This is a genomic window from Agrobacterium sp. B1(2019) (genome assembly GCF_008274755.1).
Classification (GTDB): Bacteria; Pseudomonadota; Alphaproteobacteria; order Rhizobiales; family Rhizobiaceae; genus Agrobacterium; species Agrobacterium salinitolerans.
In genome coordinates, this window is the sequence record NZ_VTPB01000001.1 from 2,017,857 (window position 1) to 2,033,778 (window position 15,922).

At 61.3% G+C, this 15,922-nt stretch carries 14 protein-coding genes; 5 read left to right on the forward strand and 9 right to left on the reverse strand.

Translation table 11 applies throughout. The annotated features are described in order from the left end of the window. Window positions 1-46 precede the first annotated feature (46 nt). The 3 genes from AGR1_RS10145 to AGR1_RS10155 all read right to left on the reverse strand — a co-directional run bounded on the left by AGR1_RS10145 (window position 47) and on the right by AGR1_RS10155 (window position 3,655). Entirely contained in the window at window positions 47-973 is a 927-nt protein-coding gene (locus tag AGR1_RS10145) for a patatin-like phospholipase family protein (RefSeq protein WP_149146841.1), read from the reverse strand. A 188-nt stretch (window positions 974-1,161) separates the two neighbouring features. Continuing rightward, a complete protein-coding gene (gene rsmD, locus AGR1_RS10150) occupies window positions 1,162-1,719 on the reverse strand; it encodes a 16S rRNA (guanine(966)-N(2))-methyltransferase RsmD (protein WP_080791279.1) in 558 nt (185 codons plus the stop codon). Continuing rightward, window positions 1,700-3,655 (reverse strand): pseudouridine synthase, encoded by a 1,956-nt coding sequence (locus AGR1_RS10155; RefSeq protein WP_149146842.1) that lies wholly within the window; start codon window positions 3,653-3,655, stop codon window positions 1,700-1,702. Before AGR1_RS10155 ends, rsmD begins: the two co-directional genes overlap by 20 nt. Window positions 3,656-3,726: 71 nt before the next feature. Here AGR1_RS10155 and AGR1_RS10160 point away from each other — a divergent pair, with 71 nt between their 5' ends. After that, window positions 3,727-4,185: a nucleoside deaminase gene (locus AGR1_RS10160; RefSeq protein WP_077982867.1), complete on the forward strand. Its 459-nt coding sequence runs from the start codon at window positions 3,727-3,729 to the stop codon at window positions 4,183-4,185. A 46-nt stretch (window positions 4,186-4,231) separates the two neighbouring features. On the opposite strand, the gene AGR1_RS10165 is transcribed toward AGR1_RS10160, so the two are convergent. The 4 genes from AGR1_RS10165 to AGR1_RS10180 all read right to left on the reverse strand — a co-directional run bounded on the left by AGR1_RS10165 (window position 4,232) and on the right by AGR1_RS10180 (window position 10,147). Next, a complete protein-coding gene (locus tag AGR1_RS10165) occupies window positions 4,232-4,885 on the reverse strand; it encodes a hypothetical protein (RefSeq protein WP_149146843.1) in 654 nt (217 codons plus the stop codon). 142 nt (window positions 4,886-5,027) lie between these two features. Further along, on the reverse strand, window positions 5,028-7,991 hold the full coding sequence (gene ileS / locus AGR1_RS10170; RefSeq protein ID WP_149146844.1) for an isoleucine--tRNA ligase: 2,964 nt from the start codon (window positions 7,989-7,991) through the stop codon (window positions 5,028-5,030). A gap of 279 nt (window positions 7,992-8,270) precedes the next feature. After that, the gene (locus AGR1_RS10175; protein WP_080791282.1) at window positions 8,271-9,251 is read right to left on the reverse strand and encodes a bifunctional riboflavin kinase/FAD synthetase; all 981 of its coding nucleotides are present in this window, start codon (window positions 9,249-9,251) and stop codon (window positions 8,271-8,273) included. A gap of 47 nt (window positions 9,252-9,298) precedes the next feature. After that, entirely contained in the window at window positions 9,299-10,147 is an 849-nt protein-coding gene (locus tag AGR1_RS10180; protein WP_149146845.1) for a TIGR01459 family HAD-type hydrolase, read from the reverse strand. Window positions 10,148-10,514: 367 nt separating this feature from the next. Between AGR1_RS10180 and groES the strand changes: the two genes are divergently transcribed. The 4 genes from groES (at window position 10,515) to AGR1_RS10205 (ending at window position 14,037) form a co-directional block, all read left to right on the forward strand. Beyond that, window positions 10,515-10,811 carry a co-chaperone GroES gene (gene groES / locus AGR1_RS10185; RefSeq protein ID WP_077982871.1) on the forward strand — a complete coding sequence of 99 codons (297 nt, stop codon included), beginning with the start codon at window positions 10,515-10,517 and terminating at the stop codon, window positions 10,809-10,811. 73 nt (window positions 10,812-10,884) lie between these two features. Beyond that, window positions 10,885-12,519 carry a chaperonin GroEL gene (groL, locus tag AGR1_RS10190; RefSeq protein WP_077982872.1) on the forward strand — a complete coding sequence of 545 codons (1,635 nt, stop codon included), beginning with the start codon at window positions 10,885-10,887 and terminating at the stop codon, window positions 12,517-12,519. A 485-nt stretch (window positions 12,520-13,004) separates the two neighbouring features. After that, window positions 13,005-13,439, forward strand: a complete 435-nt coding sequence (locus tag AGR1_RS10200) for a hypothetical protein (protein WP_080793178.1) — start codon at window positions 13,005-13,007, stop codon at window positions 13,437-13,439. Window positions 13,440-13,590: 151 nt separating this feature from the next. Further along, window positions 13,591-14,037 carry a DoxX family protein gene (locus AGR1_RS10205; RefSeq protein ID WP_080791285.1) on the forward strand — a complete coding sequence of 149 codons (447 nt, stop codon included), beginning with the start codon at window positions 13,591-13,593 and terminating at the stop codon, window positions 14,035-14,037. 59 nt (window positions 14,038-14,096) lie between these two features. Here the strand turns inward: AGR1_RS10205 and hisG are convergent, their stop codons facing one another. After that, the gene (gene hisG / locus AGR1_RS10210; RefSeq protein ID WP_149146846.1) at window positions 14,097-14,789 is read right to left on the reverse strand and encodes an ATP phosphoribosyltransferase; all 693 of its coding nucleotides are present in this window, start codon (window positions 14,787-14,789) and stop codon (window positions 14,097-14,099) included. Continuing rightward, on the reverse strand, window positions 14,786-15,913 hold the full coding sequence (locus AGR1_RS10215; RefSeq protein WP_149146847.1) for an ATP phosphoribosyltransferase regulatory subunit: 1,128 nt from the start codon (window positions 15,911-15,913) through the stop codon (window positions 14,786-14,788). The genes hisG and AGR1_RS10215 overlap by 4 nt, the downstream gene beginning before the upstream one ends. Window positions 15,914-15,922 lie beyond the last annotated feature (9 nt).

Genomic DNA, 15,922 nt, shown 5'->3' on the forward strand with positions numbered 1-15,922 from the left:
CTCCCCGCCGGGGAGAAGAAACAAGTGGCAACCTCGGCTTGCTCCGTCACGCCTCCACGCCCTGCCCGCGGTGAAACAGTTCCACCTGCATGTCGATCTGCCGCTTCAGATCGTCCTTGATGCCGGCCGATGCGTTCAGCACCTCTTCGGACTTCAGGAAATCCAGCACACCGAAACGGTGCACGGGCGGGCGCAGGAAAATATGCGGCGGGCGTAGCCTCAGTTTCAGGGCAATCGCCGCCTGCATCATCAACTGGCTGGCGCCGAACAGGCTATCCAGCCGGTTCGGCATGGTGGTGCCGTCACCTTCCGGGCCACCGACGACATCGACGCCGATGACGATATCGGCACGGTCCAGCAGATGTTCATAGGGCACGGGATTGAAGATGCCGCCGTCGATCATGATGCGGCCATCGATACGCACCGGCATGAACAATGCGGGAATGGCGGCAGATGCCGCCAGGGCCTGAATGATCTCACCGCGTTCCACCACAACTTCGGTCTGGGCGTAATAATCCGTCGTTATCACTTTGAGCGGAATGGCAAGCTCGGAAAAATCCTTCGGCAGGGCCTGCGGCATCAAGGCGTGCAGAATGAGTTCGAGGTTGAACTGCCCGAGGCGAAAACCGTCCACCGCATGGCGCATCGATGCCGGGCCGAGGCTCCAGAGCCGGTTGGCGACTGAGCCTTTTCGTCCCATGAGTTCAAGCGTGTATTCGCGGATTTCCCGGCCGGTCATGCCGGCCGCCATGCCCGCGCCTATGATGGAGCCGATGGAAGAGCCGGAAATCGCAACAGGCCGGATGCCGAGTTCGTCCAGCGCCTCGATGACGTTGATGTGGCAGATGCCGCGTGCGCCGCCGCCGCCGAGCGCCAGTCCGAAAGTCGGCTCATGGCCGCCCGCGCCGTCACCTTCGAGAACCTTTTCCCCGGCGCGGACGGTCGTTATGCTCTCGTTTACACCCTGCTCCATGCGAATACCCAAATTCTTTCCACGGCAAAGACCCTGCCTATTGCGCAAACAAGACAAGACCGTGGCGTGACGGGAAGGTGATCCTGTTAGAGCGTTTTCGCTTTTCTTCAAATCGCGAAAACACTCCAACTCTTTGTTATGTCGCATTTCCGGACGGAAAACCGGGCTCCACTTTTCCTGGAAATGCGTCAGGGCTCGTAACGGTAGAAATGCATTTTCGTATCGCCGAAGACGCGGCTTTCGAGCGGTTTGAAAGCTGGATCGACCTTCACCGCCACATCGCCGCGCTCTTCCAGAATGGCAAGCGCGCCAGGTGTCAGCCAGCCGCCGCTGTGCGCTGCCGCGAACGCCTTCTCACCATGGCCATGGCCATAGGGCGGGTCGGCGAAGAGAAGATCGAAGGGCTCGATATTGTTGACGCCGCCGAGCTTGGTTGCGTCACGCCGCAGGATGCGGGCGCGGCCGTGCAGGCCGAGCGCATCGATGTTTTCCCACAGAAGCCCCCTGCCCTCGACGCCGTTTTCGACGAAGAGCGCCACACGACAGCCGCGCGAAAGCGCCTCCAGACCAACCGCGCCCGTTCCGGCAAAAACGTCCAGAACGCGCGTGCCGTCCAGACTTTCCGGATAGGCGTGGCTTAAAATGTTGAAGAGGCTTTCCCGCGTCCTGTCGATGGTCGGACGAATGGAATTCGATTTCGGCGCGGCCAAACTCCGGCCGCGGAACTCACCGCCTACGATCCGCATTACGTGTCATTCCCCTGCCTCCAGAAGGTTTGCCACCCGGGCCTTTGCCACCCGGCTTGCCGCCGCCGGGACCACCGGGGCCTTTGCTCTTGCCTGAGAAACCCGAACGCTCGCCGCGCTCGCCCGACTTTCCGAAGGACGGCTTGCCGAAACCGGGTTTGCCGCCCGGCTTGCCGCCACGGGGCTTTTCGCCCGCCGGGCGCTCGCCGCGTGGGCGGTCACCGTCTTCACGGGGCCTGTCGCGGAACGGACGGTCGCCGAAGGGTTTTTCACCGCGGGCGGTGCGATCACCAAAACTCTTTTCGCCGCGTGGGCGGTCGCTGCGTGGACGGTCGCCATCTTCGCGCGGCTTGTCACGGAACGGACGGTCGCCGAAAGGCTTGCCGCCGCGTGCCGGGCGGTCACCGAAGCTCTTTTCACCGCGCGGACGGTCGCCACGCGGGCGGTCGCCTTCTTCACGCGGCCTGTCGCGGAATGGCCGGTCGCCGAAAGGCTTTCCGCCGCGTCCACCACGATCGCCGAAGCTCTTTTCGCCGCGCGGACGGTCGCCGCGTCCGCGACCACCTTCTTCTTCGCGGGGAGAATCCGAGCGAATCCACTCGCCCTCGGCATCCGCATGCCGCACGACGTTGCGGCGCGCCTCGTCCTGGGCGGAAGGCTTCTTGAAGAGGTTTTCGGCTTCCGCGCGGGCGGAAGACTTGCGCTCCTTGCCGTCACGGGTGGGCCTTGCACCGGGCGCCATCCAGACATTCGCCGTGCGGCTGGTGCCGGCGGGCTGGCGGGGGCGGCGGTCGTCGCCTTCATCCTCGTTGCGGCCCTTGGCGCCAAATTTCCCGGCGGGCTTGGAACCGAACTTGCCGGCCGGCTTGTCGCCGCGCTTGGTGTCGAGACGGCCAAGCGCCTTTTCACGACGATCCTCGGACTTGCCGCTCTTTTCGAAACGCGGCTTGCCTTCCGGCGCATCGCTCTTTGCCCATTCGGATTTCACGGGCCGCTTCGGCGTGTCGTCTTCTTCATCCTCAACGGGCGCATTGTAGATCGGCGCGTCGAAATTGGCGCCGGCCTGTTCGATCAGACGCGGGCCGAGCTGGTCGCGCAGCATGCGGCCGCGCACTTCCAACACCTTGCCTTCGGGCAGATCGCCGAGCTGGAACGGACCGTAGGAAACGCGGATCAGGCGGTTGACCTCGAGACCGAGCGCGCCGAGCACGTTCTTGATCTCGCGGTTTTTGCCTTCACGCAGGCCCATGCTGATCCAGACATTGTGGCCCTGGGTGCGGTCGAGTGTGGCATCGATTGCGCCGTAGAGCACGCCGTCGACGGCATTGCCTTCCTTCAGCTTGTCGAGTGCGGCCTGATCGACCTCGCCATGGGCGCGCACGCGGTAGCGCCGCAGCCAGCCGGTGGTCGGCAGTTCCAGCACGCGGGAAAGACCGCCATCGTTGGTGAGCAGCAGCAGGCCTTCGGTATTGATATCGAGACGGCCGATGGAGAGCACGCGCGGCAGTTCACCCGGCAGATTGTCGAACACGGTCGGGCGGCCTTCCGGGTCGGAATTGGTCGTCACCAGACCGGCGGGCTTGTGGTAAAGCCACAGGCGCGTGCGCTCGGCGCCGCGAATAGGCATGCCGTCGACCTCGATCTTGTCGGACAGCGTGGCGTTCACCACCGGCGTATCCAGCTTGACGCCATTCAGCGATACGCGGCCTTCCATGATCATGCGCTCGACATCGCGACGCGAGGCGACGCCTGCGCGCGCCATGATCTTGGAAATGCGCTCGGGCTTGGAAGCGCCAACGGTTTCCGGCGCCGGGGCGGCCTTTGCCTCGGTCGGTTTCTTTTCGCGCTCTGCGGCGGGCTTGCCGGGGCCTTTCGGCTTCCTGTCGCGGCTAATTGTCTTGCCGCCGTCACGCTTCGGCTTGTCTTTAAAAGTCATTTGCTGTTTGCCTGTTGTTTGGGCTGTCCTATCAGGTCCAAGCACAAGGGTTAAGAGGAAATTGAAACGCAATGGCCGAAAGGACGCATTTCATGGAGCTGGCGCTTGTCGAAGCCCGTGCCGCAGCTGAGCGGCAGGAGGTTCCGATCGGCGCGGTACTGGTACTGGACGGCCGCGTCATCGCCCGTTCCGGCAATCGCACCCGTGAATTGAACGATGTGACGGCGCACGCCGAAATCGCCGTGATCCGCATGGCCTGCGAGGCGCTGGAGCAGGAACGCCTGCCCGGCGCCGATCTCTACGTGACACTGGAGCCCTGCACCATGTGCGCGGCGGCGATTTCATTCGCCCGTATCCGCCGGCTTTATTACGGCGCCCAGGACCCGAAGGGCGGGGCAGTGGAGAGCGGCGTGCGTTTCTTCAGCCAGCCGACATGCCACCATGCGCCGGATGTCTATTCGGGTCTGGCGGAAAGTGAAAGCGCGGAAATCCTGCGGCAATTTTTCCGAGAGAAACGCCTCGAGGATTGAGCGGCGAGCGGGAGAAACGAACTTCCCGCCAGCCATCAGTCATATTTTACTGAAAGGGGTTCCACCAGCTCTTGCCGGTGTTCGCCACGGCCGCTTCTTTCTTGCGGCGCTTTGCCTTCTTCTGCTCCGGCTCACCCAGATCGGTCAGCTGATCCTGCGGAAGGCTGCGATATTCGGCTGGCGGATCGGTCAGGAACTTGCGCTGGGCATTGACCACGGAGCCGCCCTGGGCGTCAGCCTTGGCCTTGCGGAAGGCTTCCCACTTCTGGGTTTCGGTCATCTGGCCAGCCGTGCCATTGCCTGCGAGCAGCGGCGAGCGGTAATGCGGGTTGTTCTTGTTGGCATCCGCCTCATCACGCAGACGCTCGCGGGTTTCTTCCGGCGATTCGACCCATTGCGGATTGTTTTCGCGGTTGGCCATGTTCTGCTGCGGCGTGGTCAGCTGTTCGGCGCGGGCCTGGGCGGGAACGACGAGGCCGGGTCGCGGGCCGTATTTCAGGTTGCGCTTGCTCTGGTCACCGGTGATCGAGGTCGCGTTGCCGAGGTCGTCGACCAGCTGTTCGGCTGCCGTCTTGCCCGTACCATAGGTCGGGCTGGTGCAGGCGCCCAGCAGCACGCCTATCGTCGTGACGCCAACAACCGTGCGAAACATGCCCAAACCCTGCGCACTACCCTGCCCAAAAGCCTTCATCATCTTCATTGAAACCCTTCCAGCCGTCCGTCCCACTTCGCCAGACATCGTCTTTCGGCAGGCGGCAGCCCGCATTGCCGTGCAAATCCGGCCATTTTCAGGCAGGTGTACCGGATGAAGAGGCAAAGCGCAATTCATCCGGTCATTTTCGTTACGAGAGTGCGGCTAGCTCACGCAGTGCCGCCGCATCGCGGGCCGATACGTCGGGATATTGCGGATCGGAGCCGACATCGGTGGTGATGCGCCAGGAACGGGCGCATTTTACGCCCTCCGCCAGCTTCTGCTCGACCACGACCTTTGCCACTTCCGGCAGGCTAAAGCCATCGGCCGGGCCTTCATCGCCCACCACCGAGATGGCCGAAGTGATGCAGATTTCGGCAAAATCCTGCCCCTGCAGCGCCGCAAGAAGATCGGCGTCGGCGACGTGCACAACCGGAGCGGCTTCCAACGAAGAGCCAATACGCTTTTCACGGCGTTCCACTTCCAGCGCGCCCGTCACGACGGTGCGAACCTTGCGGATTTTTTCCCACTTCGCTTCCAGCGCATCGTTCTTCCACTCCGCCGGGATTTCCGGGAACTGGACGAGATGCACCGATTCCGCATCCGGATAACGCGACAGCCACGCCTCTTCCGTGGTGAAGGGCAGCATGGGTGCCAGCCACGAGACCAGGCAATCGAACAGCTTGGCGATGACGGACAGGGCCGCGCGGCGCTTCAGCGACGACGGCGCGTCGCAATAAAGCGTGTCCTTGCGGATATCGAAATAGAAGGCGGAAAGCTCGACATTGGCAAAGTCGATCAGCGCGCGGGTGATCTTCTTGAATTCGAAGCCGTCATAACCTTCGCGAACGACGCCATCCAGTTCGGACAGGCGATGCAGCACCAGCTTTTCCAGTTCCGGCAGATCGTCATAGGCGATCTCCTCGCCCTTGTAATGGGCAAGGGTGCCGAGCATCCAGCGGATGGTGTTGCGCAGCTTGCGATAGGCATCAACATTTGTCTGGATGATGGCCTTGCCGAGACGCTGGTCTTCCCAATAGTCCGTGGTCATGACCCACAGGCGCAGGATATCGGCACCCGACTGGCTCATGACTTCCTGCGGGGCGACCACGTTGCCGAGCGACTTCGACTGTTTGCGGCCCTGCTCGTCCATGGTGAAACCATGGGTCACAACGGCGTTATAAGGCGCGCGGCCACGCGTGGCGCAGCTTTCCAAGAGCGACGAATGGAACCAGCCGCGATGCTGGTCGGAGCCTTCAAGATAGACATCCGCCGGCCATTTCATGTCCGGGCGGTCTTCCAGCGTGAAGGTGTGGGTGCAGCCGCTGTCGAACCAGACGTCGAGGATGTCCATGACCTGCTGCCATCTGGCATGGTCGTGGTCGTTGCCGAGGAAACGTTCCTTGGCGCCTTCGGCGAACCAGGCATCCGCGCCTTCAGCCTCGAAGGCTTCGAGGATGCGGGCGTTGACGGCTTCGTCGACCAGAACTTCACCCTTCTCATCGGCGAAGACGGCGATCGGCACGCCCCAGCTGCGCTGGCGCGACAGAACCCAGTCGGGGCGACCTTCGATCATGGCGCGCAGGCGGTTCTGGCCAGACGCTGGCACGAAGCGCGTCTGGTCGATGGCGTCAAGCGAACGAGACCGCAGCGTCGTGCCGTCGCCGAGGTCCTTGTCCATGTAGACGAACCATTGCGGCGTGTTGCGGAAGATGACCGGCTTCTTGGAGCGCCAGCTATGCGGATAGCTGTGCTTCAGGCGGCCACGGGCAAAGAGGTTATTGGCAGCGATCAGCGCCTTGATGACGCGGTCATTGGCATCGCCCTTCTTGCCGTTATCGTCCATGACGCGGGCAGCGCCGCCTTCGGCGGACGGGCCGAAACCGGGGGCGTCTTCGGTGTAGAAACCGTCGTCACCAACCGGGAACGGGATGGCCGACGAGACGCCGCGCGCTTCCAACTCACGCTGATGCGCGGTCCAGACGTCAAAGTCCTCGCGGCCATGGCTCGGCGCGGTGTGCACGAAGCCCGTGCCGGCATCGTCGGTGACGTGATCGCCGTCGAGAAGCGGAACCGGGAAATCGTAACCGAGCGACGCCAAAGGATGGGCGCAGGTGATGGCGGCCAGTTCTTCGGTTTTCACGTCGCGAACGAGCTTGAAGGTCAGTTTTGCCTTGGCTGCGGCCTCGTCGGCGAGTTTCTTGGCGAAGATCAGCTTTTCACCCGGCTGCGGACCGAAATCGTTCTGCGCGCTTTCGACTTCGTAGAGGCCGTATTCGACCCGCGAAGAAAACGCGATGGCGCGGTTGCCGGGGATGGTCCACGGCGTGGTCGTCCAGATGACGACGGAGGTTCCATACAACTCCTTTAACGACGCGGGGATCGCTACCGGTAAATTTTTCTCTTTGTCATGCCACATTTGCTCTGGCGTGAAGGGCCTCACCGGGAACTTCACCCAGATCATGTCGCTCTCGACATCCGCATATTCGACTTCGGCTTCCGCCAGCGCCGTGCGCTCGACCACCGACCACATGATCGGCTTCGAGCCGCGATAAAGCTGGCCGGTGCGGGCGATCTTCAGCAACTCGCCGGCGATGCGCGCTTCGGCGTGGAAGTTCATCGTCGTATAGGGGTTTTCAAAATCGCCCTCGATGCCGAGGCGCTTGAACTCCTCCGACTGAACCTTGATCCAGCCGGCCGCGAAGTCACGGCATTCCTTGCGGAATTCGTTGACCGGAACCTCATCCTTGTTCTTGCCCCTGGCGCGATAGGCTTCCTCGATCTTCCATTCGATCGGCAGGCCGTGGCAATCCCAGCCCGGCACATAATTGGCGTCGTAACCGCGCATCTGGAACGAGCGGGTGATGACATCCTTCAGGATCTTGTTCAGCGCGTGGCCGATGTGGATGTTGCCGTTGGCATAGGGCGGGCCGTCATGCAGCACGAATTTCTCGCGGCCGGCGGCGGAAGCGCGCAGCTTCTTGTAAAGGCCCATTTCCTGCCAGCGCTTGACCGTTTCCGGTTCCTTCTGCGGCAGGCCGGCGCGCATCGGAAAATCCGTCTGCGGCAGATAGAGGGTGGAGGAGTAATCCAGTTTTTCTGCGGTGTCGCTCATAATCATACCGTTGTTGCGCGCCGTGTCGGTCGCGCCGTCTCAATTTCAAAGAGGGCAAATACGGAAAGCGCCATGATCAAAGTCATGACAAGCGCCAAAATCCCGGACCTTCCGGCTCGTCAGAGCGGGCGGAAGGCCGGGCCAATAATTCGGCCAATCTGAGTTTTAAACATCAACCGGTATTGGGACATGGCCGGTTGTTTATGCGGTTTTCCGGCAAAAAGGAAGAGAAAAGCGACGGCGTTCTCGGCCAGAACAGTGCTGACCGGCCTTACCCGGTCAGAACGCGATCCTGGCGTCCAGTTCGCTGAGCGGGCGCACGCCCGATAACATCGCTCTCGCCTCTTCTTCATCGCGCCTGATCTGGGCGACGAGCGGATCGAGACCGTCGAATTTCAATTCATCGCGCAGACGCCCGAAAAAGGAGACCGAACAGACCTCGCCATAAAGATCGCCGGAAAAATCGAAGACGAATGTTTCGAGCAGCGCCGCACCGTTTTCGGTGACGGTCGGGCGGTAACCGAAGCTCGCCACGCCATCGCGGATCGAACCGTCCGGGCGGTGGAACCGCACGGCATAGATGCCCGCCTTCAGTTCCGTTTCCGGCGCCAGCGCCATGTTGGCGGTGGGATAACCCAGCGTGCGCCCCAGTTTCTGGCCGCCAATGACTTCGCTTTCCACCGTGAAGCGATAACCGAGCAGGCCGGCGGCACCCGCCACATCGCCTTCGCACAGGAGCGAGCGGATGCGGCTGGAGGAGACGACATCCGCACCCTCGTCGCGGAAGGCATCCACCAGCGTCACGTCGAAACCGTGGCGCTTGCCGGCTGCCATCAGAAATGCCGGGCCGCCTTCGCGGCCCTTGCCGAAATGGAAATCGAAGCCGGTGACGACAGCGCTAGCGTGAAGCCAGTCGACCAGAATGGACTGGACGAATTCCTCCGCCGAGCGCTGCGAAAATTCCCGGTCGAAGGGATATTCGATGACGGAGCGGAAACCGATGGCCTCGAGAATGCGCGCCTTCAGCGGCGCGGGCGTGAGGCGGAAGACCGGCGTATCGGGACGGAAGACGGAACGGGGATGCGGCTCGAAGGTCAAAACCAGCGCGGGCACGCCGCGGGCTTCCGCCAGTTCCAGGGCACGATCCAGCACAGCCCGGTGGCCGCGATGCACGCCGTCGAAATTACCGATGGCGATGACGCCACCGCGAAGGGCTTCCGGCAGCGGCTCCTTTTTTTCATTGCGGTGAAAGACGGTCATGGCAATCGATCCATTCCTGCGCCAGCTATTCCTTAGCCGAGACGGCTTCAAGCAAGACGGGGCATCCACCAGCCGGGAGCAGCACCCTGCCCCTTGAGATAGGCGTTGAGAAGCGCCTCGTCCGTCTGGCCGTTCAGCGTATATTCGGCGGCGTGAATGCCGCCGCTGATATAAAGAAGGTTGAGGCCGCTCGCAATCGCGCCCTTCACATCCGTCGGCATGCCGTCACCGATCGCGAGCACGCGGTCCTTGGCGAATTCGCCGCGCACTTCCTTGGCAGCAGCCAGGCAGGCCTCATAGATCGGCGCATGCGGTTTGCCTGCAATGCGGACCTCGCCGCCGAGCTGTTCGTAATAGGCCGCCATGGCGCCGGCGCAGGGAATGATGCGCTCGCCGCGCTCCACCACCAGATCGGGGTTGGCGCAGATCATCGGTGCGTTGCGGGCGATGAAGCCCTTGAGCATTTCGGTATAATCTTCCGGCGTTTCCGTCTCGTCGTCGAAAAAGCCGGTGCAGACCACGGACTGCGCTTCCACCTCGCCAACGACGTCAACATCAAGGCCTTCCAGCAGCGGCATGTCGCGCTCGGGGCCGAGCAGGAAGACCTTTTTCGGGCCTTCCGCGATCAGTCCGCGGGTCACGTCACCGGAGGTGATGATCCGATCATAAGCCTCATCCGGCACGCCGAGAACGCGAAGCTGGGCGATGACGCCGGGAGCGGGGCGCGGCGAATTGGTGATGAGCACCACCGTCTTGCCGGCCTTGCGCGCTTCCCGCAGCGCAACCGCCGCATCCGGAAAGGCGCTGACGCCATTGTGCAACACGCCCCAGACATCCGAAAGAATAACGTCGAACCCAGCCGTGATTTCGCCGAGGGTGAGAATGCGATGGGCCATGAGATGCTTTCCGGATGCTAGAAAAGGGTGAGCGTCACATCGCAAAGCGGGACGCCAATGGCAAGAAAAAAAGCGCCGCCAGAGCGGTCTTTGACCCGCCTGACGCAGCATGAACACAAATACCCCCTAGATACGATGCGGCCGCAACGCGCGAAAAGAATGTCGTCGCGGCGCCTGCCCGCACATGGGAAATTTCTGTCATGGAACGCTGATAACCATAAGCCATGAAATTTTTCAGACAGGGCGTTCTTGACTCCGGCAGAAGCCCTCCTTATCTCGGTTCCGCTGGCACTCGATAAACGAGAGTGCTAACACCCATCAGGCGAGTGCAAAAGCTCGCGCAGTCATTTGATCGAGGGATTAGACAATGACAAGCACCAACTTCCGCCCGCTTCACGATCGCGTCGTCGTTCGTCGCGTTGAGTCCGAAGAAAAGACCAAGGGCGGCATCATCATTCCCGATACCGCCAAGGAAAAGCCGCAGGAAGGCGAAATCGTCGCCGTCGGTTCCGGCGCACGCGATGAGTCCGGCAAGGTCGTCGCTCTCGACGTCAAGGCTGGCGACCGCGTTCTGTTCGGCAAGTGGTCGGGCACCGAAGTCAAGCTCAACGGCGAAGACCTTCTGATCATGAAGGAAGCCGACATCATGGGCATCATCGGCTGATTTAGCCGGACCCGTCCTTCCTTAAATTTCAAGCCGGACCCAGTCCGGCCATTCGAAACCAGGAGTTTTGAACATGGCAGCCAAAGAAGTAAAATTCGGCCGCACAGCACGCGAAAAGATGCTCAAGGGCGTCGACATTCTTGCTGATGCAGTGAAGGTCACCCTCGGCCCGAAGGGTCGTAACGTCGTTATCGACAAGTCCTTCGGCGCTCCGCGCATCACCAAGGACGGCGTTTCCGTCGCCAAGGAAATCGAACTGGAAGACAAGTTCGAGAACATGGGCGCGCAGCTCGTTCGCGAAGTTGCCTCCAAGACCAACGACATCGCCGGTGACGGCACGACCACCGCGACCGTTCTGGCCCAGGCCATCGTTCGCGAAGGTTCCAAGGCAGTTGCTGCCGGCATGAACCCGATGGACCTGAAGCGCGGTATCGATCTGGCCGTCGCTGAAGTCGTCAAGGACCTTCAGGCCAAGGCCAAGAAGATCAACACGTCCGAAGAAGTTGCACAGGTCGGCACGATCTCTGCAAACGGCGAGCGTCAGATCGGTCTCGACATTGCTGAAGCAATGCAGAAGGTCGGCAACGAAGGCGTCATCACCGTTGAAGAAGCCAAGACCGCTGAAACCGAACTCGAAGTCGTCGAAGGCATGCAGTTCGACCGCGGCTACCTGTCGCCCTACTTCGTGACCAACCCGGAAAAGATGATTGCGGACCTCGAAGACGCATACATCCTCCTGCACGAGAAGAAGCTCTCGAACCTTCAGGCCATGCTGCCTGTTCTCGAAGCTGTCGTTCAGACCGGCAAGCCGCTCGTCATCATCGCTGAAGACGTCGAAGGCGAAGCTCTTGCAACGCTCGTCGTCAACAAGCTGCGTGGTGGCCTCAAGATCGCTGCTGTCAAGGCTCCTGGCTTCGGCGACCGCCGCAAGGCCATGCTGGAAGACATCGCCATCCTGACCGGTGGTACCGTCATCTCCGAAGACCTCGGCATCAAGCTCGAAAACGTGACCCTCGACATGCTCGGCAAGTCGAAGAAGGTTTCGATCTCCAAGGAAAACACCACGATCGTTGACGGCGCCGGCCAGAAGTCCGACATCGAAGGCCGTGTTGCCCAGATCAAGGCCCAGATCGAAGAAACCACCTCCGACTACGACCGCGAAAAGCTGCAGGAACGTCTTGCCAAGCTCGCTGGCGGCGTTGCCGTTATCCGCGTCGGCGGTTCGACGGAAGTCGAAGTGAAGGAAAAGAAGGACCGCATCGACGACGCTCTCAACGCGACGCGCGCAGCCGTTCAGGAAGGCATCGTACCGGGCGGCGGCGTTGCCCTGCTGCGTTCCTCCACGAAGATCACCGTCAAGGGTGAAAACGACGATCAGGAAGCTGGTGTCAACATCATCCGCCGCGCCCTGCAGGCCCTGGTTCGCCAGATTGCAGACAACGCGGGTGACGAAGCTTCGATCGTTGTTGGCAAGATCCTCGAGAAGAACGAAGACAACTACGGTTACAACGCCCAGACCGGCGAATATGGCGACCTGATCCAGCTCGGCATCGTTGACCCGGTCAAGGTTGTTCGCACGGCTCTGCAGAACGCAGCTTCGGTTGCTTCGCTGCTGATCACCACCGAAGCCATGATCGCCGAGCTTCCGAAGAAGGACGCTCCGATGCCGGCAATGCCGGGCGGCGGCATGGGCGGCATGGACTTCTAATCAGTCCTGTCACCGGAATAAGGAAAGGGCGGTCTTCGGACCGCCCTTTTTCTTTGGCGTCCCTGCCCTCCTGGCGGCCCTGCACCGAAACCAGCGGCCCAAATATTGTTTCTTTTTGGGACATTCATAATTTCACCCCGGCCTGTACTGGACAAACCGTGCAATAATGACATTACGATAGGCGAATCATGGCGCCGCAAGCGGCCGATTTCCATTTTGCCCTACTTATAAGTGCGCTATTTAGTTGTGTTTTTTCACGTCCCTCGCGACTTTGAAGAAGAAATACATAATATTTTTGATTTTCTCCCTGAGTGGTTGTTGTAGACAGGGGAAAATAAACTATAAGTCACCCCCCGTAAGGGTTCCGCGCCGAGGCGGCCACGCATTGAAGGGGTTTCGATGTATGGCAAATACGCTCGACTGCGGGTGGCGGTAAGGGTTCAACCTGGCAGCGGCGCTTGAAGCGGCGGCGCTGGCATGTGTTCATGCGGGGGCGCGATTTGTTTGAAATATCAAGACGCAACGATGCTCTGCCTGCGGCGGTAACAACCACGCCCGATCCCCGGACCCTGTCGCATTTCTTCATGTCGGATGAGTGGAGCAGCGATCTTTCCAGTGGCGTCATCCGGCTCGGCGAACATGCGTCATTCATGCACGGCCTGCCGCCGGGCGAGTGCGGATTGCTCAGCCTTGTCCGCTGTTACGACCGCTCTGACCACGCCCGCGTGCTGGAACTTTTCGAGCAGGTTTCCACCGCACCCTCACGTTTCTGTTTTTCAACCGGCCTCTCCATCTTGCCGGCAATGCGGCAGCCGGTCATCTGCATGGGTGAATCTTCCGGCTTCGAAGACGGGCAGCAAGGGCGCATATCAGGGCTTTTCCTGTTCCCGCGCTTTGAAGATATTCGCTTCGCCGCATGAAAATAGCCGGGCGGACGCCCAGCTTCGTTCACAAAATGAAGACGATTTGTCTTCTATTGTTCATCTTTATGGGTGAGTTATTTTCGGGCATTGATATCTCCAGACATTGCAGTTCAACCGGCGACACGCCGATTATTTACCGGAGATATCCATGTCCACCAGCCAGAACGTTCTCGTTCTCATCGCCCGTCTTCTGCTTTCCTTCATCTTCATCACCTCGGGCTTCAGCAAGCTCGTCGATCCGGCCGGCACGGCCGGCATGATCACCGGCGCCGGCCTGCCTGCCGCAACCGCGCTTGCCTATATTGCAGGCCTGTTCGAACTCGTCGCCGGTCTTGCCATTCTCGCTGGTTTCCAGACCAAGATCGCTGCCTGGGCGCTTGCGGTCTTCTGCATCTTCACGGGTCTGGTTTTCCACAGCGGCACCGTTGCCGTTCCCGGCTGGCCTGAGCCGGCTCTTGGCTGGATCAACACGCTGAACGGCATCATGATGGTCAAGAACATCACCCTTGCCGGCGCTTACATCCTGCTTGCCGCCTTCGGCGCCGGCGCCTATTCCGTCGACGCTAAGCGCGGCGCGGCTATCGCCCACGCGTAAGCCGAATCGATTACCAATAAAAAAGCCGCCGGATCGCTCCGGCGGCTTTTTTTACGTCATCAGACCGCAGCCCTTATGCGCGAGGCGATTTCCTGAACCGCCGCATCGCCTTCATGGTCAGGCTTGCGGGCACGCACGAAGCACGCTTCCGAACGGACGATGATGCCGTCCGAGAGGATTTTCAGGTGGTTGGCCTTCAACGTCGAACCGGTTGAAGTAATATCGACGATGATATCCGCCTGCCCCGCCGCCGGCGCACCCTCGGTCGCGCCGAGGCTTTCAACGATGCGATACAGCTGAATGCCGTGCTGGCGCGAAAAGAACTGCTGCGTCAGCCGCCAATATTTAGTGGCGATGGCGAGCCTGCGGCCATGACGGGCGCGGAATTCGGACGCCACATCGCCCAGATCGGCCATGCTGTCCACATCGAGCCAGATTTCAGGCACGGCGACAACGACATCCGCATGGCCGAAACCGAGACGGGCGCAGAATTCCACCTGCGCATCGGCATTGGTCAGTCCTTCGCGCACCAGGTCTTCACCGGTCACGCCGAAATCCACCGTGCCTGCGCCGATTTCGCGGGCGATTTCGGAGGCCGACAGATAGGCGATCTCGATATCGTCGCGCCCTTCGATACGGCCGCGATAGGACCGATCATTGCCGACGACCGCGACTTTCAGCCCGGCGCGTTCCAGAACGGCGGAGGCGTCTTCCTTCATCCGGCCCTTGGAGGGCAATGCGATGGTGATCATGGCTTGTCGCTCCCGCGCACGGCTTCGATGCGATCCAGCCAGAGTGAGAAGCCCACGGCCGGGATTTTTTCCTGTGCGCCGAGCAGGGTCAGCAACCGGTCGAAACGACCGCCGCCGGCCAGAACGCTGTCTCCGCCCGCTTCCACCACCTCGAAAACAAGGCCGGTATAATAATCGAGCGGACGACCGAAGGCGGCGCCATAGGTGACGGTTTCGAGATCGACGCCGGCATTGGCGAGCGCTGCAACGCGTTTATCGAAAGCGGACAGCGCGCCATCCAGCTTCAGCTTCGCCTTTGCGGCAAAATCAGCCAGAATCTGCGAGGCCTGCGGCAACGGCGCTTTCAGGGCCAGAAACTGCTTGAGCAACGCGAAGCTTTCATCCGGCAGGCGGGTGGCCGCAAGCGCCAGTTTTTCCCTGAGGCGGCGGGCGATTTCCTGCGGCGAACGGCTGGCATTGGTGGAATAGCCGGTCTCCTGCATCACCGTGTCGAGATAATCGACCAGCACCGTCTCGTCGCCCGTCGCCAAAAGGCCGGCGACCCGGGCGTCAAGGCCGGTCATCGGCTTGGGATGCACGAGGCTTTCCAGCAACGCGTCCAGCTGCGCCATATCGCCGAAGGCCTGCACCAGCCGCTTCTGCCAGCCCAGCGGCAGGCCAAGGGCGGCAACCACCGCCTCGAATACCTGCTGGTCGCCCAGCGTGACGGCGAGCGCCCGGCCCGGCAGCAGGCGCTGCAGAATGCCGGTGGCGTCAACAACGGCACGGGCATCGGCGGCGGCGATATCGGTGTCACCGAGATCCTCGATACCGGCCTGATAAAACTCGTTGGCACCCTCACGGCGCTGGCGGAAGACTTCGCCAAGATAGGAGTAACGCTTCGGCGTGCCGGTCGCCGTTTCGATATGGCGCAGACAGACGGGGATGGTGAATTCCGGGCGAAGGCAAAGGCTCGTACCCGCCTCGCTCTCTGTCATGAAGATACGGCGGCGCAAGTCCTCGCCGGCCATATCCAGAAACGGTTCGGCGGGCTGGATAACGGGCGTGTTCACGCGGCTCGTGCGGCGCGCGGCGAATTCTTCCAGTAGCTCTCCGGAAAATTCCGGCATGTCGATCAGGGGCATGGAGCGGTA